At 57.0% G+C, this 22,002-nt stretch carries 23 protein-coding genes; 17 read left to right on the top strand and 6 right to left on the bottom strand.

Annotated elements, in window-relative coordinates:
* The first annotated feature begins 32 nt into the window (after positions 1 to 32).
* Positions 33 to 1,502 (top strand): alpha/beta hydrolase, encoded by a 1,470-nt coding sequence (locus ACQUTP_RS01705; RefSeq protein ID WP_285756012.1) that lies wholly within the window; start codon positions 33 to 35, stop codon positions 1,500 to 1,502.
* Positions 1,503 to 1,554: 52 nt separating this feature from the next.
* Here the strand turns inward: ACQUTP_RS01705 and ACQUTP_RS01700 are convergent, their stop codons facing one another.
* Positions 1,555 to 2,430, bottom strand: coding sequence for an NAD(P)-dependent oxidoreductase (locus ACQUTP_RS01700; protein WP_017900395.1), 876 nt, complete (start codon positions 2,428 to 2,430; stop codon positions 1,555 to 1,557).
* Between the two features lie 130 nt (positions 2,431 to 2,560).
* On the bottom strand, positions 2,561 to 3,445 hold the full coding sequence (locus tag ACQUTP_RS01695) for a LysR family transcriptional regulator (protein WP_108432962.1): 885 nt from the start codon (positions 3,443 to 3,445) through the stop codon (positions 2,561 to 2,563).
* Between the two features lie 110 nt (positions 3,446 to 3,555).
* Here ACQUTP_RS01695 and ACQUTP_RS01690 point away from each other — a divergent pair, with 110 nt between their 5' ends.
* Entirely contained in the window at positions 3,556 to 4,308 is a 753-nt protein-coding gene (locus ACQUTP_RS01690; RefSeq protein WP_025999256.1) for a sulfite exporter TauE/SafE family protein, read from the top strand.
* On the opposite strand, the gene ACQUTP_RS01685 is transcribed toward ACQUTP_RS01690, so the two are convergent.
* Complete coding sequence (locus ACQUTP_RS01685) at positions 4,305 to 5,003, bottom strand: GntR family transcriptional regulator (protein ID WP_004205898.1); 699 nt, start codon at positions 5,001 to 5,003, stop codon at positions 4,305 to 4,307. The two genes, ACQUTP_RS01690 and ACQUTP_RS01685, sit on opposite strands and share 4 nt — an antisense overlap.
* A 267-nt stretch (positions 5,004 to 5,270) precedes the next feature.
* Here ACQUTP_RS01685 and ACQUTP_RS01680 point away from each other — a divergent pair, with 267 nt between their 5' ends.
* From ACQUTP_RS01680 to ACQUTP_RS01650, 7 genes are all read left to right on the top strand, one after another.
* The gene (locus tag ACQUTP_RS01680; protein WP_285756015.1) at positions 5,271 to 6,809 is read left to right on the top strand and encodes a PTS transporter subunit EIIC; all 1,539 of its coding nucleotides are present in this window, start codon (positions 5,271 to 5,273) and stop codon (positions 6,807 to 6,809) included.
* Between the two features lie 11 nt (positions 6,810 to 6,820).
* A complete protein-coding gene (locus ACQUTP_RS01675; protein ID WP_285756017.1) occupies positions 6,821 to 8,149 on the top strand; it encodes a 6-phospho-alpha-glucosidase in 1,329 nt (442 codons plus the stop codon).
* A 741-nt stretch (positions 8,150 to 8,890) separates the two neighbouring features.
* On the top strand, positions 8,891 to 10,336 hold the full coding sequence (locus ACQUTP_RS01670; protein WP_428902332.1) for a sugar porter family MFS transporter: 1,446 nt from the start codon (positions 8,891 to 8,893) through the stop codon (positions 10,334 to 10,336).
* On the top strand, positions 10,326 to 10,769 hold the full coding sequence (locus ACQUTP_RS01665; RefSeq protein ID WP_004205906.1) for a PTS sugar transporter subunit IIA: 444 nt from the start codon (positions 10,326 to 10,328) through the stop codon (positions 10,767 to 10,769). Before ACQUTP_RS01670 ends, ACQUTP_RS01665 begins: the two co-directional genes overlap by 11 nt.
* 432 nt (positions 10,770 to 11,201) lie before the next feature.
* Positions 11,202 to 11,453, top strand: coding sequence for a hypothetical protein (locus ACQUTP_RS01660; RefSeq protein WP_004205908.1), 252 nt, complete (start codon positions 11,202 to 11,204; stop codon positions 11,451 to 11,453).
* Between the two features lie 12 nt (positions 11,454 to 11,465).
* Positions 11,466 to 11,606 (top strand): hypothetical protein, encoded by a 141-nt coding sequence (locus tag ACQUTP_RS01655; RefSeq protein WP_017900388.1) that lies wholly within the window; start codon positions 11,466 to 11,468, stop codon positions 11,604 to 11,606.
* A 188-nt stretch (positions 11,607 to 11,794) separates the two neighbouring features.
* Complete coding sequence (locus ACQUTP_RS01650) at positions 11,795 to 12,733, top strand: alpha/beta hydrolase (RefSeq protein ID WP_080846691.1); 939 nt, start codon at positions 11,795 to 11,797, stop codon at positions 12,731 to 12,733.
* 33 nt (positions 12,734 to 12,766) lie between these two features.
* Here the strand turns inward: ACQUTP_RS01650 and ACQUTP_RS01645 are convergent, their stop codons facing one another.
* Positions 12,767 to 14,422 (bottom strand): putative bifunctional diguanylate cyclase/phosphodiesterase, encoded by a 1,656-nt coding sequence (locus ACQUTP_RS01645; RefSeq protein ID WP_017900386.1) that lies wholly within the window; start codon positions 14,420 to 14,422, stop codon positions 12,767 to 12,769.
* A 296-nt stretch (positions 14,423 to 14,718) separates the two neighbouring features.
* Here ACQUTP_RS01645 and ACQUTP_RS01640 point away from each other — a divergent pair, with 296 nt between their 5' ends.
* The 8 genes from ACQUTP_RS01640 (at position 14,719) to ACQUTP_RS01605 (ending at position 20,159) form a co-directional block, all read left to right on the top strand.
* Positions 14,719 to 14,967 carry a hypothetical protein gene (locus tag ACQUTP_RS01640; protein WP_004205912.1) on the top strand — a complete coding sequence of 83 codons (249 nt, stop codon included), beginning with the start codon at positions 14,719 to 14,721 and terminating at the stop codon, positions 14,965 to 14,967.
* 290 nt (positions 14,968 to 15,257) lie between these two features.
* Complete coding sequence (locus ACQUTP_RS01635; protein WP_002904808.1) at positions 15,258 to 15,476, top strand: ParD-like family protein; 219 nt, start codon at positions 15,258 to 15,260, stop codon at positions 15,474 to 15,476.
* Positions 15,457 to 16,239, top strand: a complete 783-nt coding sequence (gene map, locus ACQUTP_RS01630; protein ID WP_080846690.1) for a type I methionyl aminopeptidase — start codon at positions 15,457 to 15,459, stop codon at positions 16,237 to 16,239. The genes ACQUTP_RS01635 and map overlap by 20 nt, the downstream gene beginning before the upstream one ends.
* Positions 16,240 to 16,507: 268 nt before the next feature.
* Positions 16,508 to 17,623, top strand: coding sequence for a serine hydrolase domain-containing protein (locus tag ACQUTP_RS01625; protein ID WP_049093366.1), 1,116 nt, complete (start codon positions 16,508 to 16,510; stop codon positions 17,621 to 17,623).
* Complete coding sequence (locus ACQUTP_RS01620) at positions 17,610 to 17,954, top strand: hypothetical protein (RefSeq protein ID WP_108450437.1); 345 nt, start codon at positions 17,610 to 17,612, stop codon at positions 17,952 to 17,954. The genes ACQUTP_RS01625 and ACQUTP_RS01620 overlap by 14 nt, the downstream gene beginning before the upstream one ends.
* 28 nt (positions 17,955 to 17,982) lie before the next feature.
* A complete protein-coding gene (locus tag ACQUTP_RS01615) occupies positions 17,983 to 18,516 on the top strand; it encodes a DUF2975 domain-containing protein (protein WP_004205916.1) in 534 nt (177 codons plus the stop codon).
* Positions 18,517 to 18,518: 2 nt separating this feature from the next.
* Positions 18,519 to 18,725, top strand: coding sequence for a helix-turn-helix domain-containing protein (locus ACQUTP_RS01610; RefSeq protein WP_004205917.1), 207 nt, complete (start codon positions 18,519 to 18,521; stop codon positions 18,723 to 18,725).
* A gap of 141 nt (positions 18,726 to 18,866) precedes the next feature.
* Positions 18,867 to 20,159, top strand: coding sequence for a glycoside hydrolase family 10 protein (locus ACQUTP_RS01605; RefSeq protein WP_023318214.1), 1,293 nt, complete (start codon positions 18,867 to 18,869; stop codon positions 20,157 to 20,159).
* 16 nt (positions 20,160 to 20,175) lie between these two features.
* On the opposite strand, the gene ACQUTP_RS01600 is transcribed toward ACQUTP_RS01605, so the two are convergent.
* Both ACQUTP_RS01600 and hipB read right to left on the bottom strand, forming a co-directional pair.
* Positions 20,176 to 21,498, bottom strand: coding sequence for a type II toxin-antitoxin system HipA family toxin (locus ACQUTP_RS01600; RefSeq protein ID WP_017900381.1), 1,323 nt, complete (start codon positions 21,496 to 21,498; stop codon positions 20,176 to 20,178).
* Complete coding sequence (hipB, locus tag ACQUTP_RS01595) at positions 21,498 to 21,764, bottom strand: type II toxin-antitoxin system antitoxin HipB (RefSeq protein ID WP_004205921.1); 267 nt, start codon at positions 21,762 to 21,764, stop codon at positions 21,498 to 21,500. The genes ACQUTP_RS01600 and hipB overlap by 1 nt, the downstream gene beginning before the upstream one ends.
* Positions 21,765 to 22,002 lie beyond the last annotated feature (238 nt).

The following is a 22,002-nucleotide window of genomic DNA, read 5'->3' as shown; positions in this document are numbered from 1 at the left end:
GAAAACATGTCATTAAGAAAGGAAGCTACGCATTGAAATGGCTAACCTGGTTAAAACGTATCGTGTTGTCCCTGCTGCTGTTGATCGTTGGCGCTCTGGGACTACGCCTTTATGACATTCAGCGCGGGCCCGATCTGCAGCTCTGGCATACCTGGGTTCCGCATGAGATGGACGCGGATGAAATCGACAATGCTGACTGGAACGATTACATCAAAAAAGAGAATGCGCTCTTCAGTGAGGTAAAACGCCAGGTTACCGATAAGCTGGACGCTGAGCAGCAAACCGAACTGAATCGTTACTACAGCCGCAGCCCCATCTATCCGGACTCGTTTCCCACCAACTGGAATCGGTCATACATCATGATGCCGGATGGTAAACCGCAAGGTGCTGTGGTGTTGCTGCATGGTCTGACAGATACCCCCTACAGCCTGCGGCATATCGCCGAAAATTACCGCCAACAGGGTTATGTCGCCATCGGTATCAGATTACCGGGCCATGGGACGGTTCCCGCCGGGCTGACCGACGTGGACTGGCAGGACTGGCTGGCCGCCACGCGCCTGGCGGTGAGAGAAGCGAAACGACTGACGGGTAAAGATGCGCCCCTGCATATCGTCGGATTTTCCAACGGCGGCGCGCTGGCAATGAAGTATTCGCTGGACGCGCTGGATAATGCCGAACTGGCAAAACCCCAGCGGGTGATCCTGATTTCTCCGATGATCGGCATTACTAGCTTCGCGCGTTTTTCCGGCCTCGCGGGCTGGCCCGCGTTTCTCCCCGCCTTCTCGAAAGCCGCATGGTTAAACATCATGCCCGAATTTAATCCGTTTAAATATAACTCCTTCCCGACGAACGCCGCCCGGCAGTCCTTCCTGCTGACCAAAGCGCTGCAAAAGCAGATAGTGGCTGACGCGAGGAATCAGAAACTTAACAGCTTACCGCCGGTATTGACCTTTCAGTCCGTCATGGATTCAACGGTCAGTACGCGGGCGATCGTGACGGCGCTGTATAACCGCTTGCCGGATAATGGCAGTGAAATTGTCCTGTTCGATTTAAATCATGCGGTCAGGTTTAATTCATTATTACGCCGGACGTCTTACACCGCGCTGGCGCGGTTGCTGCCCGCAGCGCCGCGAGCTTATCAAACCACGATCATCACTAACGCCAATTCCGCCAGTACAGAGATGGAGATCCGAACAACACCTGCCGGGAAAACAGACACTACGGTGGAGAAGCTACAGGGACTGCATTATTTACCGGACGTGTATTCGCTTTCTCATGTCGCGCTTCCCTTCCCCTTGAGCGATTCGCTGTACGGACGCTATCCCCATCCGCTGAATCAATACGGGATCAGCCTCGGCACGTTTGCAGCTCGCGGCGAGCGTTCTGTGCTGGTAGTGGGCCTGGACTCGCTGATGCGCCAGTCTTCCAATCCGTTTTTTCCCTATATGATCAAGCGCATTGACGAAGGGATCGACACTCGCCCGGCTCTCTCCGGGAAATAACTCTTCTCTGGATAAGTGGCCACCACGGCCACTTTTTCCTGAGGATGCGGTACTACGCTTTCGCCGACGTCGACAGCCACTGATATATCGAGGACAAATCCTGCCCGGCATATCCTGCGTCCGCCGCCTGCTGCCACAGTTCGGCGATGTTATCCAGCCCCGGCATGGTGTGCGGCTCGGCCAGGGAAAGCGCCAGCCGGGCATCTTTCAGCGCATGCGCCAGCTGCATCTGCGGCACGAATTGCTCATTGGCGATGGCGTCCAGTTTGACTTTGACATACGGTGCGGCCAGCGGGCCGCCTTCCAGGGCGCTCCACAGCTGGTCGGGAGTAAAGCCCAACGTTTTCGCCAGCTGAGCGCTTTCCGCGATGCCCTGCATCATCGAAATCAGCCAGGCATTGAGGACCAGCTTCATTTTCTGGCTGTTGCCCGCCTCACCAAACCACTGCGTCCCACGTGAGATAGCGGCAAATATCTGCTCCGCCGCGCCACATTTTTCACGCTCCCCGCTGGCGAGCACCAGGATCTGCGCCTTCTCCGCCGGGGCTTTGGTCCCTGAAACCGGAGCATCGACGAAGGTCATCGCCGGCTGAAGCTCCCGCAGCAAGGCGATAGCCTGCTGGGTCTCCGGCAGGCCAATGGTGCCCATCTGGCAATAGATCGCCTGCGGCTGACAGGCAGGCGCAATTTGCGCCAGTACCTCCAGGGTAGCCTGACCGTCGGCGAGCATACTGATGATCACCTCAGCATCGGCCACCGCCTGCTGCGGCGTGGCGTGCAGAGATAATCCCTGCGCCTGTAAATCCTCGCCGCGCGCTGGCGAACGGTTCCAGCCCGCGACGGTAAAGCCCTTCTTCAGCAGATTGCTGGCAAAAGCGTGTCCCATGGCGCCGAGTCCCAGCACCGCGACCTTTGGTAATGTACTCATCTTGTCTGTCCTGATTCGCGTATTAATAAATGGCGGACGTCTACTATCGCATCTCTGGCACGGAAGTCAGTAGCAATAACCGCCATAAAAAGTGACACTGTCACTACGTGAGAGCCATGTTTATAGCGGCTCAGGGCTGGCGGAGCCACTCCAGCAAGCGGCGCATTGCTGGCGACAGGCGGTCGTCATCCTGATAGCACAGGCACAGCCGACGCAGCGCCCAGCGATCCTGCAATGTGATAACGGTGAACCGGTAGCGCAGCTGGTAGCGTTCGGCAATAACGCGCGGCAGGATCGCCCCGCCGGCGCCGTGAGCCACCATCTCGCAAAGCCCTTCAAAATGGCTCATCCTGATGCGGACGTTCAGCGCCTGGCCGAGCCCGGCGGCCTGCTCTTCAATATGCTGCTGCAGCGCGCTGGTCTGATAGAGCGCGACCAGCGGCTCATGGATAATCGTCGCAAAAGCCACTTCGGCGGTTTCACGCAAGGCATGGGCCGGCGGCACGATCAGCACCAGGGGATCCTCCGCGACGGGCTCCAGACGCAACGGCCCGGGATCGACCGCATCGGACACCACCCCGGCCTGCGCTAAGCCCGCCAGAATGCTGCTGACAATATCCGCGCTGGTGCGCTCTTCGGTGTCGATCTGTATCCCGGGATGCGCAGCCATCCACGCGGCGAGTTTGCCCGGCAGAAAAGCCGACATCGCCGAGGTATTGGCAAACAGGCGCAGCGTTCCCTGCTGACCACGGGCGAAGGCGTGCATCGCCTGGCGCAGACGCCGCTGCTGCTCTAACAACGGACGAGCATGGCGCGCCAGCACCTCCCCGGCCTCGGTCGTTGTCACTCCCCGGGCATGACGGTGCAGCAGCGGCACACCGACCTCCGCCTCCATTTTGCGCAGCCTTTCGCTGGCGGAGGCCAGTGCCAGATGGGCCGCCGCCGCTCCGCCGGTAATGCTGCCGGTATCCACGATGGCGATAAACAGCCGCAGATCGGCGAGATCCAGTCGCATGACGCCCTCCTTCCCTTCGGTTTTACCGTAGCCTTTGGGCAACATACCGCATTGTCCCCCCCGCGACCAGCTGTTTCAATGCCCTTCTCTGAGCCGATAGGTGAGCCATGATGTTTGATCTCCACACTCTCTGTTTACTGCTGATTTTTATCGCCGCCGGCCTGGTCAAAGGGGTGACCGGTATGGGGCTGCCCACCGTGGCGATGGGCCTGCTTGGCCTGCTGATGCCGCCACCGGCCGCGGCGGCCCTGCTGGTGCTCCCCTCGCTGTTGACCAATCTCTGGCAGCTGCTGGCCGGCCCCGCGCTGGCGCAGATTGCGCGTCGCCTCTGGTTAATGATGACCGGGATGATTATCGGCACGCTGGCGGGATCGTCACTGCTCATCCATCTTAACCCGCGGTGGTCGGCGCTAGCGCTGGGCGCCGTGCTGATAGCTTATGCCGGATACGCGCTCCGTGGTCCGGCGGTGCAGGTTTCTGCACGCATGGAAAAGCGCCTGTCGCCGCTGATGGGCGGACTGACCGGAGTGATCACCGGGGCGACCGGGGTATTTGTTATTCCGGCGGTGCCCTGGCTGCAGGCGCTGGGCTTTCGTCGCGACGAGCTGGTCCAGGCCCTGGGATTGTCGTTCACCCTGTCCACTCTGGCGATGGCGGCCGGCCTCTCTCTGCACGCTGGCTGGCGCGCAGATTCGCTGCTGCTGTCGGCGCTGGCGCTGGCGCCCGCGCTGCTCGGCATGTGGCTGGGACAGCGGATCCGCTCGCGTCTAAGCCCGCAGCGCTTTCGTCAGGGCTTTCTGTTGTTCCTGCTGGCGCTGGGGCTGGAGCTTGTCCTCCGGGGGTTGCTGGCGGAATCATCCTAGCGGCGGGTAATGTGCTTCACATTGTATTTACTGGTGTTCTGGTAGATCTCTGAGAAATCAACGATCGCCCGGTTCTGGGCGTAGCTGACAGACTGCACCCGTAGCAGGAGGCTGTTAGGCGCCACCTGCAGCAGCTCCGCCTGCTCGCGGGTCGCCAGCACCGGGGTATAGCTGCGGTGGCTCTCAATAATGGTGATATGGCACTCTTTTTTGAAATAGTTGAACTTAGACTGCTCAAGGTTACCCACGCTGAGCCACGGAAAAGCGGCGTAGGGAATGTAGCTGTTCTCCACCAGGATCGGGACCTCATCAATCAGCCGCAGCCGCCTGACGTAGTAGACTTTTTCTCCCGGCTGGATCTTTAACTGCTGGGCAATGGCCGGCGGGGCGTCAAGCAAGGTGAACTCAATAACCTTATTGCGGTAGTTGGTGACCCCCACCACCTGCATCTGGTAGTTAAATCCCTCCAGCTCTCCGCCATGATAGTTACTTTTACGCACAATGCAGGTTCCGCTGCCGTGCCGCCGGGCGATCAGCTTTTCCTCCTCGAGTAGCGCCAGCGCTTTGCGCAGCGTCATCACCGAGACCTGCAGCTCCGCAGCCAGCGCTTTTTCGCTGGGCAGCATATCGCCGACGGCATAGTCGTCGCTGTTGATGCGGGCCTTCAGTTCTGTGGCAATCTTTTTATAAATCACTTTTAGATGTCTCACCGAGAGGAATGACGCCAAATGCAGCTGCATTTAATGCATTGTATTTATTCATAAAAATTAATTTTCACGCGCCATAAGCAGCGTTAACTCATCTATAAAAATGGCTATATTTATATATCTCTCCTGCAACAATATATATGACTTTCGTCACAGATGGCCTTTTTCCTGCTCGGGATCCCGGTGGTCTGCTCCTAGTCTGATAAGCCTATTGATCAGGTGATGACAGCGGGCGATGAAGACGAGAGGACAACCATGATTGGCGTGAAAAAGCTTCAGGACTTTTCCAAGGCGATGATCGGGCCGGTGCTGTATCTGCCGGCTATCGGCCTGTTGATCGCCCTGTTCAGCATGACCACCAACCGGCTGTGGGTGGATGAAAGCAGCGGAATCTATCTGTTGGGGAAATTCGTCTCCAGCATGCTCTGGGCGCTGATGAACAATCTCGGGTTTCTGTTCTGCCTCGGACTGGCCAGCGGTCTGGCGAAAACCCGCAAAGCCGAAGCCGCTTTCGTGGCGGCCATGACCTGGCTGGTCTATCTGGCGGCGAACAACAGCTGGCTGACCCTGACCCATCGTCTGGCGACCGGAGCCACCAACGCGCAACTATATGGCAGCGGACAAACCTATATCTTCGGTTTTCAGGTCATCGATATGGGCGTGTTCCTCGGTATTATCCTTGGCTGCGCCGTCGCCTTTGTTCACAATCGCGTGGTTGGCATTGAGTTTCGCGGCGCGCTGTCGATCTACGGCAACAGCAAGCTGGTGCTGATCGTGATGCTGCCGCTGGTGGGCCTGTTTGCTATCGCCACCGTCTATCTCTGGCCGGTGGTGGAGCTGGGTATCTCGGCGCTGACCGGCTTTATGAAATCCTTTGGCGCCATCGGGGTCTTCCTGTACGGCTTTCTCAACCGGTTCCTGATCCCCACCGGGCTGCATCATTTGATCTGGTCGCCGTTCGTCTTTACCTCTATCGGCGGTCAGTTGCTGATTGATGGCCAGACCGTCATTGGCGCCAAGCCTATTTTTCTCGCCGAAATCGCCCGTCATCCCGTTGACGCGCTCAGTGATTCCGCCCGGTTTTTGACCTATGGGATGGTGAAGATTTTCGGCACCGCCGGTATGGCGCTCGCTTTCTATCGCACGGCGAAACCGGAGAATAAACAGCGGCTCAAAGTCACGCTGATCCCCTTAATTGTCACCTCCGTGCTGGTGGGGATCACCGAACCTTTTGAGTTTCTCTTCATCTTCACCGCCCCGCTGCTGTGGCTTATCTACTCCCTGCTGGACGGTTTTTTCCAGATGCTGGCCTGGCTATTTCACGTGCGGGTCTGCGCCACCAACGGTCTTATCGATTTTGTCGTCTATAACCTGCCCGCCGGCGCTAGCGTGACGCGCTGGCCGGTGTTTGTCGCCCTCGGGCTGCTGGAGACCGCCACCATGTACCTGGTCGGCACCTTCTGTATTACCCGCCTGCGAATGCTTACCCCGGGGCGCGAAGCCGCTGCCGATGCGGTGCGTTCCCCACAGACGGATCCGGCAAATGACGAGTCTGACAAAGGCGCGATGGTGATTGCGGGGTTGGGCGGCAAAGAAAATGTTTGTGCGGTGGAAAACTGTTTTACCCGCCTGCGGGTCGATGTGCGCGACCCCGCACTCATCCGGCAGACGCTGTTAAAAGAGAGCGGCGGGAGCAGCGTGCTGATTAAAGGCAATCATGTTCAGGTGATCTACGGCCTGGGGGTTAACAAAATTCGAACGGCGGTCAACGCCAGTCTGGGTGTAACTGAATAACGAGGTGGTAAATGAAAGATAACTTTGTGGTCACGATTGCCGGTGGCGGTAGTACCTATACGCCGGGGATTGTCATGATGCTGCTGGAAAATATGGCGCGCTTTCCCCTGCGGGAGATCCGTCTGTACGATAACCATCACGAGCGTCAGAAGACCATCGGCGACGCCTGCGCCATTCTGGTGGAGGAACGCTTTCCGCAGGTAAAATTCAGCTATACCACCGATCCGCAGGCGGCCTTCACCGACGTGGATTTTGTGATGGCGCATATTCGCGTTGGCCTGTATGAGATGCGGGAAAAGGATGAAAAGATCCCGCTGAAATATGGCGTGCCGGGTCAGGAAACCTGTGGGCCGGGGGGGATCGCCTACGGTATGCGCTCGATTGCCGGCGTGCTGGAGCTGGTCGATTATATGCAGCAGTACGCCCCGGGGGCGTGGATGCTCAACTACTCCAACCCGGCGGCCATCGTCGCGGAAGCGACCCGTCGCCTGCGGCCCGACGCGCGCATCATCAACATCTGCGATATGCCGGTGGCCATCGAGGGGCTGTTTGCCGACATCCTCGGTCTGCCGTCGCGCAAGGCGCTGAACGTCCGCTACTATGGCCTGAATCATTTTGGCTGGTGGACCAGCATCACCGATAAAGCCGGTAACGATCTGATGCCGGCGCTGAAGCGTCACGTGGCGGAGCAGGGTTACAGTAGCCCAAAAGAAGATTTTCAGCATAAAGCGCCGAGCTGGATCGAAACCTTTAAAAAGGTGAAGGATGTGTTTGCCCTCGATCCCCTGACGTTGCCGAACACTTATCTGAAATACTACCTCTACCCTGACTACGAGGTGGCCCACTCTGACCCGGACTTTACGCGGGCCAACGAAGTGATGGCCGGACGTGAAAAAGAGGTCTTCGATATGGCCCGGGAGATCACCCGTCGCGGCACCACGGAAGGCGCGCATTTCCATGCCGGGGCCCATGCCACCTTCATCGTCGACCTCGCCTGCGCCATCGCCTTTAACACCCAGGAGCGGATGCTGTTGATCGTGGAAAACAACGGGGCGATCGCCAACTTTGACGAGACGGCGATGGTGGAAGTCCCCTGCCTGGTGGGCGTCAACGGCCCGGAACCGCTGGCGATGGGAAAAATCCCTTCGTTCCAGAAAGGACTGATGGAGCAGCAGGTGGCGGTGGAGAAGCTGGTCGTTGACGCCTGGATTGAGAAAAGCTACCAGAAACTGTGGCAGGCCATCACCCTGTCAAAAACGGTGCCCAGCGCCGCGGTGGCGAAAGCGATTCTCGATGAGCTGATCGTCGCCAACGAAGGTTACTGGCCCGCGCTGCACTGATTTTTTGCCACAACCCTGCCGTGAGTGCCCCTCTCGGCAGGGTTATCGCCGGCATCCATCCCGCGATACCTCCTTCCATAGCCTCCCTCAGCGCCAACGCGTCGATGGCCTGCGCGACGCCAGCCAGACTGACATCACAGCATCGCCAGCCACAATTTTCCCTGAACAGAGTAATGAAATATAAATTCTATTCTTCGATATTATGGCGTAAAAATGTGATCTGCGTTGTATTCTTTGAGTTACATTAACCCACTGAAAACAACATCATTATTACTAACTCGCAAATTTAACCCGCATTTCATAGGGATATAGCGCCGTATGCCATTGTGATTCGCTTCATGCATTTACCTTCCTGCAACACCAGTTTGAAATTAAATTTTCATAATGTGATCTTGTAGCATGCTCATTCCATTTCTTTGTGCCATATTCTTAGCACGGTAAATCGCCGGAACGACAGCAACGTGCCACACCAGGGCGCTGTCCTGCGGCCAACGTCGGCGCTGCCGACGCACTGAAGACCGCTAACCCGAAAAGGAGAACGGATATCGACGACATCCATGCCAACACCAAGCCGTAAACCTCTTTGACCGCCATTGCTTAGCGTACCCTGCCTTGTGCTGAGCAATTACACAAAGAAGAAAATCATTTAATTCAGTTAGATACGACAACACAGGCGTGATAAATCCTGACTGGGGAGATGTATTTTTATCTTGTGTCGTTCAACAAAATAAAGGGACTACCATGTCATTTATAACAAACCTGAACCAGCAACAGAGAAAACGACTTCATCAGATCACCTTAGTGGCCACCTTCGGCGGCCTGCTTTTCGGTTACGACACCGGCGTTATCAACGGCGCCTTTTCCTCACTGAAGCAGTACATGGCGCTGACCCCGACCACCGAAGGGCTGGTAATGAGTGTCCTGCTGATCGGCGCCGCGCTGGGCAGCGTGTTTGGCGGTAAGTTCGCCGACTACTTCGGCCGGCGCAAATACTTGCTCTTCCTCTCCTTTGTTTTTCTTATCGGCGCCCTGCTTTCCGCCGCGGCTCCCGATATCACTATCCTGCTGATTGCCCGCGCCCTGCTGGGCTACGCCGTCGGCGGCGCCTCGGTCACCGCCCCCACCTTTATTTCTGAAGTGGCGCCCACCGAGATGCGCGGTAAGCTGACCGGCCTGAATGAAGTCGCCATCGTTATCGGCCAGCTGGCGGCGTTTGCCATTAACGCGATCATTGGCATCATCTGGGGCCATCTGCCGGACGTCTGGCGCTATATGCTGCTGGTGCAGGCGATCCCCGCTATCTGCCTGTTTGTTGGCATGTGGCGCGCGCCGGAAAGTCCGCGCTGGCTGATTAGCAAAAACCGCCACGAGGAAGCGCTGCATATTCTCAAACAGATCCGCCCGGCGGAACGCGCGCAGAAAGAATTCGACGACATCTCCACCCTGATCAAAATTGAAGCCGGCAATAAGTACAGCACCCAGAACACCTTCACCACTATCCTCAAAACGCCATGGATCCTCAAAATTTTGCTGGTGGGCATTACCTGGGCCGCGCTGCAGCAAACCACCGGGGTGAACGTGATTATGTATTACGGCACGGAAATCCTGAGTGCCGCCGGCTTCTCAGAGCGTACCTCGCTGATCTGTAACGTGCTGAACGGCGTCTTCTCCGTCGGCGGTATGCTGATTGGCGTGCTGTTTCTCGTCGATCGTTTTAAGCGTAAGACGATCATTATCTACGGCTTCGCCATTATGGCCACGCTGCACCTGATTATCGCCGCGGTCGACTACACCCTGGTGGGCGACCTCAAAGCCACCGCTATCTGGCTGCTGGGCGCGCTGTTCGTCGGCGTGATGCAGGGTTCGATGGGCTTTATCACCTGGGTGGTGTTAGCCGAGCTGTTCCCGCTGAAATTCCGCGGATTGTCGATGGGGATCTCGGTATTTTTCATGTGGATCATGAACGCGGTGGTCAGCTACCTGTTCCCGCTGCTGCAGGCGAAACTGGGCCTTGGGCCGGTCTTCTTTATCTTCGCGGCCATCAACTATTTGGCGATTCTGTTCGTGGTGTTCGCCCTGCCGGAGACCTCCAATAAATCGCTGGAGCAGTTAGAAGCGGAGCTGTCAGCGAATCATGAGGATAAAAAATCTACTCGTCTCACCAGGGAGGTTGGCTATGATCGATAACATCACGCTGGATAATCTGCACATCGGCTGCAAGGCCAGTAATAAAGCGGAAGTCATCGCCATGATTGGCGCAGAGTGTAAAGCCAAAGGCTATGTCAATCAGGAGTGCGTTCACTTTCTGCTGGAGCGTGAACATCAGGTTTCCACTTTTTTGGGCAATGGCATCACCCTGCCGCATCTGCCGAAATCAGCGACGGATATCATTCTTAAAACCGGGATTGAGATCTATCAGTTTCCTGATGGCGTTATCTGGGATCGCGGCAACGTGATGTTTATAGCCATTGGCGTGATTGCGAAAGAGAAAGAGCATATTGACGTGCTCAAAGAAATAGCCTCGATATTCAGCGATGAGCTGATCGCGAATGCGTTGTCATTAATCTCCGACAAAAATGACTTCCTGAAGATCCTCCAGCATAACGCGCTACCGCGTTAAGTGCGCCACCGGCCGGGGCTCTGCCCCCGGCCATCGCCTTATTTTATTGGTCTCGCAGAAAGCAAGCATTACGAAAAATCTAATTTTCTCCGTTATCACGTCACTCACAATAATAACCGGGGAAATTAACGCATATCGACTGGCTATCAACTCTATTTATTATGCGACAGCTCTTATTCAATATGGAAAAATGACCAATAAAAACAGCATGTTAACCATTAAAAGGCTTTGCATCCTTTGCTTTGCTGTTCAGGCCGTGAGTGCCGCGCGTCAGTGATTCCTGCGCTATCCCATTAGTTTTGATTTATATCAATACCGCTTCCAGCGTTAAAATGCATTTTACAGCGCGATTATTTTGGAAAGGTGTATACGACATTGGTTTTACGATTTGGATATTTATTTAGCCGGCCCGCAAGCCTGTGGGGATGGCTGATGTGTAACGCGCTTAATGGTATCGCGATCGTCCTCTGCTTTCGCGGGATAAGCATCGTGACAGGCTATCGTCAGGCGGTCTGGCAGGTCATCATCACGCTGGCTATTATTATATCGACCTGGTATAGCGCTAATTATTTCGCCGCCCTGGAAGCGCGACGCGACAGACGACGCTTTCTGCTGCTGGCCTGGGTGGTGATGACCATTCTACTGAATTTCATTCACCTCAGCGGCGCTGAATACCGTTATTAAAGGAGCATGCCCATGACGCTGGCTATGCTGTTGGTGCTTATCAATCACCATAAAGGTCTGACGATCTTACTGATTGTCATTATTGCGCTGTTGGTTATGGCGCTTACCCCGCTGGTCAAAAAACTGCTGAGCACTCTTCACGATCGGTCCTGACTTTTCTCTCACGGCCGCCGACAGGCGGCCATCTCTCCTCCTGTTAGACTGATTCCGCCACCAGCCTTAGCGGCATGCAGCCTGCTACAGCGCGCATGAAAAGAAATGAGAACCATTATCAATGAAGCTATGCTAACGTGTCAGCCCAGGCAAAACGCCAGATGACAGAAAACAGGGGGACAGACGAGGTGAAGCAGGATTCAGGGATCATCACAGCGCGGCAGGCGCACGGATTGCTGACGCTGGCGATAGGCGCCGCGCTCTTCTACAGCAGCGGCAGTTTCGCCCGGCCGGATCTGCAGCCGCTGGGGCCGAATATTGCGGACAAAGGGTCAGCTTTCTACCATTTTACCCAGCGCCAGTACGACTCTGCCGATGGCGAACGCCATTACCGGGTGTGGACTGCGGTGCCGGATAAAGCGCCGCCGGCCGCCGGTTATCCGGTACTGTATATGCTGGACGGCAACGCGGTGATGGATAAACTCAACGACGCGTTTCTGCAACAGCTCTCCGCTGGTTCCCCGCCGGTCATCGTCGCTATTGGTTACCAGACGGCGCTGCCCTTCGATACCGCAGCCCGGGCCTGGGATTACACTCCGCCGCTTAAGACGCATCAACCTCGCGCCGGAAAATCCGCGCTGCCGCCGCGAAAAACCGGGGGTAATGACCTGTTTCGCCAGCTGCTGAGCGAAACGATGGTTCCGCAAGCAGAAGCTAAGCTGAAAATCGATCCCCGCCAGCGCGCTATTTGGGGTCACTCCTATGGCGGACTGTTTGTACTCGACGCGTGGCGTAAGAGCGACCTGTTCCATATCTTTTATTCCACCAGCCCGTCGCTCGGCCAGGCACTCGAGTCTCCGCTTAAAGACAGCAACAACATCGATGCCGCGGCTTTCGTCGGGAAATCGCTGTATCTGCTGGAGGGGGATGGCAAAGCCCCTGGAGAGCCGTCCGGGCACGTGGCTTCCGTGGCGGTTTTGCGTCAGACCCAACAGCAACTGGCGGACAACGGCTTGCGGGTGGCCTTCTGGCGCTACCCTGGGCTGACCCATGGTCAGATGTTCGAGGTCTCCCTGCGCTCCGCGCTGCTGCACCTTTCCGGGCAGGCAGCGCTTGCGCATCAGTGATGACCTTGCGCCCACCAGCGGACGGCGGGCGATTCAGCGCTGATCGGGCAGGTGTTTAATATCGACCGGCTCGCCGAACAGGAACCCCTGCATTTCGTCACATCCCTCCTCTTCGAGGATCTGCAGTTGTCCTGCGGTTTCCACGCCCTCGGCGATAAGCGGCGTATTGATCGAGTTGCCCAGCGAAATAATGGCCCGCACGAATGAGCGGACCTGGGGATTGCTCTCCACATCCAGCATAAAGCTGCGGTCGAGCTTGATGACGTCGAAATGAAAATCGCGCAGCATGCTCAGGGAGGAGTAGCCGGTGCCGAAATCATCCAGTGCGATACTGATCCCCATCTTTTGCAGATGATGCAGGACGCTGAATGCCAGCTGCTTGTTCACGATAAACGCCGTCTCGGTGACCTCAAACTCCAGCAGGCTGACCGGATAGGCGGTACGCATCAGGATCTCGCGGACTTTTTCGATAAAGCTACGATGACGCAGCTGCACCGGCGAGATATTGACCGAAATTTTTCTGTTGAGACCCTTTTCCAGCGCTTCGTTACACACCTGCTCCAGCACCCAGTAGCCTAACGGCACGATGGCGCCGCTCTCTTCGGCAATGGGAATAAACACGTCCGGCGGAATAGCGCCCAGCTGAGGATGCTGCCAGCGCAACAGCGCTTCATAACCGGTGATGCGACGATCTTTAATATTGCGGATCGCCTGATAGTGAAGCGAAAACTCCCCCGCCTGAATACCGCGGCGGATGTCGGCGGCCATCATATTCCGCTGCCGCGTCTTGTCGTCCATCTCGCGTTCGTACCAGCAAATTTTGTGGTCGAGACTGCTCTTTGCCCGATACATGGCCAGATCGGAATTGCTCAGAACCGTATTAATATCCGTCCCGTCCTCCGGGTAGACGGAGATACCCATGCTGGCGGAAAGGATCACTTCCGTCGCGGCAAACGTCTGCTTACCGCTGAAGCAGTGCCAGAGACGGGCGGCAAAGGCGTCCACCTCGCTTTCATCGGCAAAAGGTTTGACGGCCACAAACTCATCGCCACCGAAGCGGGCGACCATCTCCTCCTTCTGCAGCGTTTTGAGTACGGCGCCTGCCACGCGCTGCAGCAGCTGATCGCCAATAAGATGGCCCTGCAGATCGTTAATCTCTTTAAACTTATCTAAATCGATGGTGAAAACGGCAAAGCGGCGGGCGTCATTCCCGGTGATTAGCTTTTCCACCCGCTCAAAGAACTCCACCCGATTGGGTAAACCGGTCAGCGCATCGTAACGAGCCATCCACGCGATGCGGTCATTGATCGCCTTCTGTTCGCTGATGTCGCGGGTAATTTTGGCAAAGCCCAGCAGGTTATTTTGCTCATCGCGGATGGCATTGATCATGACATGCGCCCAGAACCGGGAGCCATCTTTACGATACCGCCAGCCTTCGCCTTCGAACTGCCCGCTACGCAGGGCAATTTGCAGATTATTCGCCGGCACCCCGGAGAGTTGTTCGGCTTCGCTATAGAAGAGACCAAAGTAGCGACCGATGATCTCATCGCTCAGGTACCCTTTTGCCCGGCGGGCGCCCTCATTCCAGCTAATGACCGTCCCGTCGGCGCTCAGCATATAGATGGCATAATCTTTAACACTTTCAATAAAGTGGCGATAGGCAATGTCCGTCAGGTGATCGTTACTCATGGTACAGCGCTCTCTGTGGCTCGGTCGTGGCAAAACGCATTAGATATAACAGAATCACGCCCATAATGAATACAAGGTTAAGGTGTTTTATGGTCGCCTTTCCGGCCCGAACAACCGCCGATCGCGCGGCGGACACTCCTGTTAAGCGTAGTGGACCAGGCCATCTTCGGGGGGATAACCTCGGCGATTTTCGCACTTAGGTCGCCCACTAATAGTTACTTTTATTGATTAAAAAGTTTGATTGAAAGAATAAATAAAAGGAGTAATGTTAATAATACTTTCTATGGAGGTTAAATATGTTGCGTGATTATTTAAAAGTGGAAAAAGAAGATCGACTGGTTGAACAACAGAGTCGTCATGACAATAGTCAGCATTATTCTTCGGTAACCGAATGGGTTATTTTAAGTAAAGATGGCCAGCGTAAAGGCCGGGTATCCCTGTTTGACCGCTTCACCACTCGCCGCTCCTGGAGCGACAGCTTCCGCATTACGCAGTTCGATAATGCGGGTAAAGTGGTGGTGGATAAACTCACTGACGCGCTGTAAATTTCCCGGATTCCCGGCCTGACGGGAGAATATTCATACGCAAAATTAACACCTGCATAAAATATATTGATGCGTCGTCATCATGTTATTTTCATTCCGCATACCGATAACCTAATGGGTAATTTTCGCCATGGTGAGCCGCGCGAATTTTTAACCTGAAAAAATACGGTAAATAAGCCCGCTGGTCGGGCTTTTTTGCATGACGCTCGTCACCCACGCCACAAAATGCCAAGGACATCCCGCGCTGGTTTGTATACGATACATCTACGAATCATATATGGTCTGTTTCTATGGGAATCGTCAAAATCTCCGATCTGCTGCACGATGACATTCGTGATGCCAGCAAAGCCATGTCCCGCTCCGTTAATGCCCAGGCGGAATACTGGATCCGCCTGGGCATGATGAGCGAACTCTACCCCGAGCTTAACCACCAGCAGATCAAACTGCTGATGCTGAAATCCGGCTCTGACCGTCTGCTGGAGGTGATCAATGCCATCAATAATCATTAAAACCGCCGATGAGCTCGCGCGCCAGCGCCATGCCGGCCAGCTGCTGGCATCGGTGTTTGACATGCTGGATACCTTTATCGTCCCCGGCGTGATGACGATGGAAATCAACGATCGAGTGGAAGATTTTATCGTCAACCAGCTGCACGCCCGCCCGGCCAGCAAGGGGCAATACGACTTTCCCTATGTGTTGAATACCTCGATTAACGATGTGGTCTGCCATGGGATCCCGAAGGCGACCGAGCATCTGCGCTCCGGGATGATCGTTAACGTCGATATCACCCTCGAGAAAGCGGGCATGATCGCTGACTCCAGTAAGATGTACCTGATAGGCGACGTTTCCCCGCTGGCTCGCCGGCTGGTAAAGACCACCTATGAAGCCATGTGGAAAGGCATTGAGGTGGTGAAACCCGGCGCGACGCTGGGCGACATCGGCCATGCCATTCAGCGCTGGGTCGAGGACCATGGCTACAGCGTGGTCAGAGAATACTGCGGTCACGGCGTCGGTCAGGAAATGCATGAAGAGCCGCAGGTGCTGCACTACGGCAGGCCCGGTGAAGGCGCGGTGCTGCGGGAAGGCATGGTATTCACTATTGAACCGATGGTGAACCAGGGCGACAGTCGTATCAAGACCAAAAAGGATGGCTGGACGGTGGTCACCCGCGATAAAAAACTCTCCGCGCAGTGGGAACACACCGTGGCCGTCACCGCCAACGGATTTGAGGTGCTGACGCTACGCGACGACGAGCAGTCGCGGATCCGCTAAGTTTTCTTCTCCCGGTATATCGGCATAGCCGACATTTCTCGCTGGCGAGTACCGTCCTTCGTCAGCGCACTTTATCCCCTGGCCTCTATTGCCCCCCGCGTTCTCCACACCGCGCCGGGTGTGTCTGCTTTACTCCTTATAAAGTTAATCATAAAACGATGAAAATTTATTGTAAAACGATAAACACCAGGCTAACCTGCGCTCACTTTAACACCAGGGAGAAACGGTATTCCCTCACCTGGATGTCGTACCGCGTTAAGGAGAAAACATGCGCTGGAACCGCTATCGCCGGGACAGACAGATCATTGCCGCCGTGCTGGTTTTTACCGTCATTGTGGCGGCGGGGATCGCCCTGCAGCCCGGCTTTCATCCCCCCAGCTCCCGGACGACGGGGGATAAACAGCTGGTCTCGATATTAACGCCCCTGCTCAATGGCGCCCGCGGACAGGTCGCCGCAGCGCTGATTACGCCTCAGGGGGTGCGTTACGGCCTGTGGGGGAGCGAGTATACGACGCAGTATGAGATCGCCAGCCTGAGCAAAACCATGACCGCCAGCCTGCTGCTGGAGGCTATTCGCCGCGGCGAAGTCACCGCGCAGACGCCGGTGTCGGCGCTGGTCCCGGAGATTGTCAGCCCGGTGCGGGACGTTACCCTGGAGCAACTGGTTTCTCACCGTTCAGGACTGCCACCGCTTACCGCGTCGGTTGGGCAGCGGCTGGCTATTCTGAGCGACATTGCCCGGCGGCAGAATCCCTGGCGCTACGATCGACCCGCGCTGATCGCGATGATGAACCAGGCCACCCTGCAGCCGACGAAATGGTTTGATTATTCCAACGCCGGGTTTGCCCTGCTCGGACTGGCGCTGGAGCGGGCGTCTCATCGCGATTTTGCCACACTGATGGCGCAACGGGTCTTTGCCCCCGCCGGAATGCAGGACGCGGAAGTGGCCCGGCACAATACTCCAGCCTCGCCGACGTTTACCGTGGGCTGGTCAGCCTCTGGTTTCCCTCAGCAGCCATGGGTGATGGACGCCTTCGCCCCCGCCGGCGGCGTACGCGCCACGATTGTCGATATGGCGAAATATGCCCAGGCGCTGCTGGCAGGAAACCTGGCGGGCAGTGAAGGCATGCCCCCCCTGTTCGCCACCGATGATCCCGATTCCCGGGTGGGTTATGCCTGGTTCACTACCCGCGTCCGCGGACGGGAGATCGTCTGGCATGACGGGCAGAGTGGCGGCTTTGCGGCAATGATGGCCTTCGACCGACAGCGACAGACCGCGGTAGTGATCCTCTCCGATACCGCCTGGCCGGTGATCGGGCCTGCCATCAAGCTCTTACTGGCTGCCACCCCTGATGAACAGGAGGCGCGTAATGAACGGAATTGACATCCTCTGGGCGCTGTTAACGCTGTTGTCGGTGATCCTGTTTATTTCCGGCGACTGGCTGGCGCAGCGAAAAATACGCCTGCTCAATTATGTTTTGCTGGTGACCGGGGTTATTTATCTCGCCGAGGTTTTCCAGACCCTGCAGAATCTCGGCAAAATGGGCTACCTGTTTCGGATGCTGACCTGGACCATCCAGGCATCGTTCATCACCCTCAGCCTCTACCGCGTCTGGACCCGTCCGTGGTTTACCAGCCGTCGACGCGGCGTCCGGGCGATGAGCGTTGTCTTCGCCGTGGCCCTTATGTCATGCTTGACGCGGCTGGTGCTTTAATTATTCTCATCAATCAGGAAGGTAAATTGTGAAGCAATCCAGAACCCGGCTGAGTCTGGCTATTATTAGCGGCATACTGCCCCTCTTTTTTATGCTCGCCCTGATCGTGCCGCTGTGGATTTTCTTTACCGGCGAACGATATTTTCTTTCCACCCTGCTGCACTTTGCTGAAGTGCCGTTAACCGACAACCCGGCCCAGGCGCCGGGGATGGCGAGACGTTTGTTGCTGCTGGCCCTGCTGTATCTTCCGGCCGGGCTGTTCGCGTTCGCTATCTGGCAGGGCATGAAGGTAACCCGTAGCGTCCGCCAGCGCAGCGTGCTCAGCCTCTCCCTGGCGCACAGCGTTCGTTACATCGCTCTGGCCATGGTGGGCATGGGGATCCTGTTGCCGGTGTGCCGCTTTCTCATCCCGCTGCTCGCCTGGTGGCCGCAGCCTTATTACCAGGTGGTGTTTCTGCTCAGCGACGGGGTGCTGCTTCTGACAGGAAGCTTGCTGTTTGTGACATTTCACGCCATGCTCCACGGGATCCGTGCGGAAGAAGAGAATAAGGAGTTTATTTAACGATGGCTGTGGTGGTGAATCTGGACAAACTGCTGGTGGAAAAAAAGATGACGTCCAGGGCGCTGGCGGCCTTTGTTGGCATTACCGAACAGAATTTGTCGCTGCTCAAGTCGGGAAAAGTCAAAGGCATCCGCTTTGATACCCTGTCGCGCATCTGCGAGGCGCTCGAGTGTCAGCCTGGCGATATTCTGGCGTGGGAGCCCGACTGACCTCTCCCACCTGATGTCAACAGTCCTGTCAAGGAATTGCTCTGGCCGGCGAATCGTAAGAGAATAGCGCCTACACGCGACGATCTGATTACACGGGAGTTCATCATCAGCCATTCTCGTCGATTCCCCCTAGCCAGCAAAGTGGCGCTGGCAGGCGCGGCGCTCATCGCCGCCGGCATGCTGTTCAGCTGCACCAGTAAGGCCCCCAAATCCCTCGTCACGCCGCCGAAGAGCGCGGCCGTTAAAGCCGGTCAGACGCACCGGGAGCCGGTACGCGGCGTCTGGCTGACCACCGTCTCGCGCCTTGACTGGCCGCCGGTCGGGTCAATTATCGCCAGTACGCCGGAAAGCCGCATCACCCAGCAGAAGCTGGCGCTGATCGCCAAACTCGATAATCTGCAGCGCCTGGGGATCAACACCGTCTTTTTCCAGGTGAAACCGGACGGTACGGCGCTCTGGCGGTCGGATATTCTGCCGTGGTCCGATATGCTGACCGGCAAAATCGGCGAATACCCCGGCTACGATCCGCTGCAGTTTATGCTGGATGAAGCGCACAAGCGCGGCATGAAGGTCCACGCATGGTTTAACCCTTACCGCGTCTCGGTCAACACCAAACCGTCGACGATTGCCGAGCTGAACAACACCCTCACTCAGGTGCCGGCCAGCGTGTTCGTCCTGCACCGTAACTGGATCCGCACCGCCAGCGATCGCTTTGTTCTCGACCCGGGTATTCCCGAAGCGCGTGACTGGATCACCAGCATTGTCGCTGAAGTGGTGCAGAACTACCCGATTGACGGCGTGCAGTTCGATGACTATTTCTACACCGAAACCGCTTCTTCCCCGCTTAACGACAACGAGACCTTCCGTCGTTACGGGCAGGGCTATGCCTCGAAGGGCGACTGGCGGCGGCATAACACTCAGCAGCTTATTGCCCAGGTCTCCGCGACCATTAAAAAACTCAATCCGAACGTCGAGTTTGGCGTGAGCCCGGCCGGGGTGTGGCGCAACCGCTCCCACGATCCGGCGGGGTCTGATACCCGTGGCGCGGCCGCCTATGATGAATCCTATGCCGATACCCGCAGCTGGGTGCAGCAGGGACTGCTCGACTACATCGCCCCGCAGATTTACTGGCCGTTTGCCCGCGATGCGGCGCGCTACGATGTGCTGGCCAACTGGTGGGCCGAGGTGGTCAAGCCGACGCATACCCGGCTGTATATCGGCGTGGCCCTGTACAAGGTGGGTGAACCGTCCAAAAATGAGCCTGACTGGACGGTGGATGGCGGCGTGCCGGAGCTGAAAAAACAGCTCGACCTCAATGAGTCCCTGCCGCAGATCCAGGGCACCATCCTGTTCCGCGAAAACAACCTCAATCAGCCGCAGACCCGCCAGGCGGTTAACTACCTGCGCAGCCGCTGGGGGCCGCCGCAGAGCTAACCGCCAGCCGGCTTCGCTATCCCGCCTGCAGCCCTTGCTGCAGGCGGGCGTGCAGTTTCAGCATGTTCTCCGTGATGGCCCGCCAGACGTGGGCGGAAAAGTCCGACGGCAGCGTCCGGCGGGCGCTTTCGATGGCCTGCGGCACGCGGTCGGCAAACTCGCCCAGGATCGCCAGCATCTGCTCCCGGGGGAAGTTAACCGCTTTGGCGGTCGCCAGAAAATGACGCGGATAGATAGCGTTAATCTCCGTTTTCCGCCCTTTTGTGGCATTGAGCCCCATCGACAGCTTCAGGTCGCGCAGATGCAGTCCCGTCCCGCCCAGCACCGGAAATGCCGAAATAATGTCGTAGAACGGCGTGAGCCGGTAGCTGCCGCCGGGCAGCAAAAAGAGCGAGAAGTTCTTCGCATGCCCGTCCGTTGCCCCGGTCAGCCACTGGAACACCATGAACTTCATAAAGTCATAGCGATCTTTCAGGGCCTCACTGGAACCCAGCAGAAAGGTCATGATCGCGGCGATACCCGGCCCACCGTCAGACTCATATTTCATCGACGACGGTATGCCGAATGCCTGACACAGATCCTCCTGCGGCAGACGCAGCAGCACGCGCCCCTCCTGCGCCCAGCGCCGGTCGAAGCGGGTCACCGCCAGCGCACGGATCCGCGGCGTGTTGATAATCTCCGCCTCCGGCACCGCCAGGCCCAACGCCCTGGCCAGCGCCAGGCACAGATATTCGTTATCCACGCTTTCACGCAGATCCAGCGTCGCATTGGGCTGCTTTATCTCGCCGATGGGCAGTTTAATGATATGGGTGGTCGGGGTGGTGCCCTGCGGAATACACCAGTGCTCGCCCATTCGCAGCAGCGCGGTTTTCTCCTGAGCGCCGGCCACCGAGATACGAAAATCGTCCTGGCCGGTCACCATCCCGAGAGGAATATCCGACTGGTAGGCGGTCAGCAAAGCGGTCAGCTGCGCCTCATCCAGCGTCTGCCAGCGCAACGCGGCAAGATGCGCCTCTTCCCCCGGCGGCAGCAGAGTCACCGCCCCTACGCTGTCCCGCCCGACCTCGGCCAGCAGATCGAACGGCTGTTTCGAACGCGCCTGATAGCGCCTGACGATCCGCTCGCGGACCTGCGGGCTGTCGGGCAGCAGGTTATCAAAATAGTGATACACCGCGTCGGCGGTAATATTGCCATACTGCAGCGGCAGCGAGAGGGAGAGCGGTCTGGCGCGCGGGCTGCGCAGCCACTCCTCATCATAGCGGAAACTGTGGGCCCCGTTGGCCTGGCGGGTTAAGGTTCCCACGCGCGCATTGTTCATCCAGGTGGTGAGCGTCGCCATTACCAGTCAAGATCCGTGGTGTTATCGGGAATCATCGCCGTCTCTGCCGGTTTGGCGTTCAGGGTCATCACCACCCCCAGCGACTGGAGGATCTTAAACAGGGTGGTTAAGGTGGTTTTGTCGGGGTGATTTTCAAAATTGGACAGCGTCGCCTGTTTAATGCCGATCCGGCTGGCCAGCGCCTCCTGAGTCCAGTGATTTTGCTGGCGCAGCAGTTTCAGGTAATTGGCCAGCTGAACCGGACTGTATATCTGCGGGGAATTCATCGCCTTGTTCCTCACCATCATTTATCCCCCTATCGGGATAAAACTGGTTTTATACCCTGCAAGGGATAATGTCAAGTTTATCCCCTGGTGGGGATAGGCCAATGATTATCCTTACGTAGGGATAAAGCAGAAGGGAGGGCAGCCGGAGCAACGTGGTCTGCCCGGTGGCGGCTGCGCCTTACCGGGCCTACGGGATGTCGCTACCAGTTTCATCATCATCCAGGCCGGGCAAGCGCAG

Source organism: Klebsiella sp. 2-CIP_Kleb., from assembly GCF_050378715.1.
GTDB classification, from domain to species: Bacteria; Pseudomonadota; Gammaproteobacteria; order Enterobacterales; family Enterobacteriaceae; genus Klebsiella; species Klebsiella quasipneumoniae.
Note: the sequence above shows the minus strand (reverse complement) of the source record. Positions and strands in the feature narration are given on the sequence as shown.

Excerpts from the sequence above, each read along its gene's own strand:
- hipB (WP_004205921.1), bottom strand. The coding sequence starts at position 21,764 with ATGAATTCCCCGCAGATATACAGTCCGGTTCAGCTGGCCAATTACCTG.
- ACQUTP_RS01700 (WP_017900395.1), bottom strand. The coding sequence starts at position 2,430 with ATGAGTACATTACCAAAGGTCGCGGTGCTGGGACTCGGCGCCATGGGA.
- map (WP_080846690.1), top strand. The coding sequence starts at position 15,457 with ATGCCATCAATAATCATTAAAACCGCCGATGAGCTCGCGCGCCAGCGC.
- ACQUTP_RS01680 (WP_285756015.1), top strand. The coding sequence starts at position 5,271 with ATGATTGGCGTGAAAAAGCTTCAGGACTTTTCCAAGGCGATGATCGGG.
- ACQUTP_RS01660 (WP_004205908.1), top strand. The coding sequence starts at position 11,202 with ATGTGTAACGCGCTTAATGGTATCGCGATCGTCCTCTGCTTTCGCGGG.
- ACQUTP_RS01665 (WP_004205906.1), top strand. The coding sequence starts at position 10,326 with ATGATCGATAACATCACGCTGGATAATCTGCACATCGGCTGCAAGGCC.
- ACQUTP_RS01670 (WP_428902332.1), top strand. The coding sequence starts at position 8,891 with ATGTCATTTATAACAAACCTGAACCAGCAACAGAGAAAACGACTTCAT.
- ACQUTP_RS01655 (WP_017900388.1), top strand. The coding sequence starts at position 11,466 with ATGACGCTGGCTATGCTGTTGGTGCTTATCAATCACCATAAAGGTCTG.
- ACQUTP_RS01625 (WP_049093366.1), top strand. The coding sequence starts at position 16,508 with ATGCGCTGGAACCGCTATCGCCGGGACAGACAGATCATTGCCGCCGTG.
- ACQUTP_RS01695 (WP_108432962.1), bottom strand. The coding sequence starts at position 3,445 with ATGCGACTGGATCTCGCCGATCTGCGGCTGTTTATCGCCATCGTGGAT.
- ACQUTP_RS01610 (WP_004205917.1), top strand. The coding sequence starts at position 18,519 with ATGGCTGTGGTGGTGAATCTGGACAAACTGCTGGTGGAAAAAAAGATG.
- ACQUTP_RS01645 (WP_017900386.1), bottom strand. The coding sequence starts at position 14,422 with ATGAGTAACGATCACCTGACGGACATTGCCTATCGCCACTTTATTGAA.
- ACQUTP_RS01690 (WP_025999256.1), top strand. The coding sequence starts at position 3,556 with ATGTTTGATCTCCACACTCTCTGTTTACTGCTGATTTTTATCGCCGCC.
- ACQUTP_RS01635 (WP_002904808.1), top strand. The coding sequence starts at position 15,258 with ATGGGAATCGTCAAAATCTCCGATCTGCTGCACGATGACATTCGTGAT.
- ACQUTP_RS01640 (WP_004205912.1), top strand. The coding sequence starts at position 14,719 with ATGTTGCGTGATTATTTAAAAGTGGAAAAAGAAGATCGACTGGTTGAA.
- ACQUTP_RS01620 (WP_108450437.1), top strand. The coding sequence starts at position 17,610 with ATGAACGGAATTGACATCCTCTGGGCGCTGTTAACGCTGTTGTCGGTG.
- ACQUTP_RS01600 (WP_017900381.1), bottom strand. The coding sequence starts at position 21,498 with ATGGCGACGCTCACCACCTGGATGAACAATGCGCGCGTGGGAACCTTA.
- ACQUTP_RS01675 (WP_285756017.1), top strand. The coding sequence starts at position 6,821 with ATGAAAGATAACTTTGTGGTCACGATTGCCGGTGGCGGTAGTACCTAT.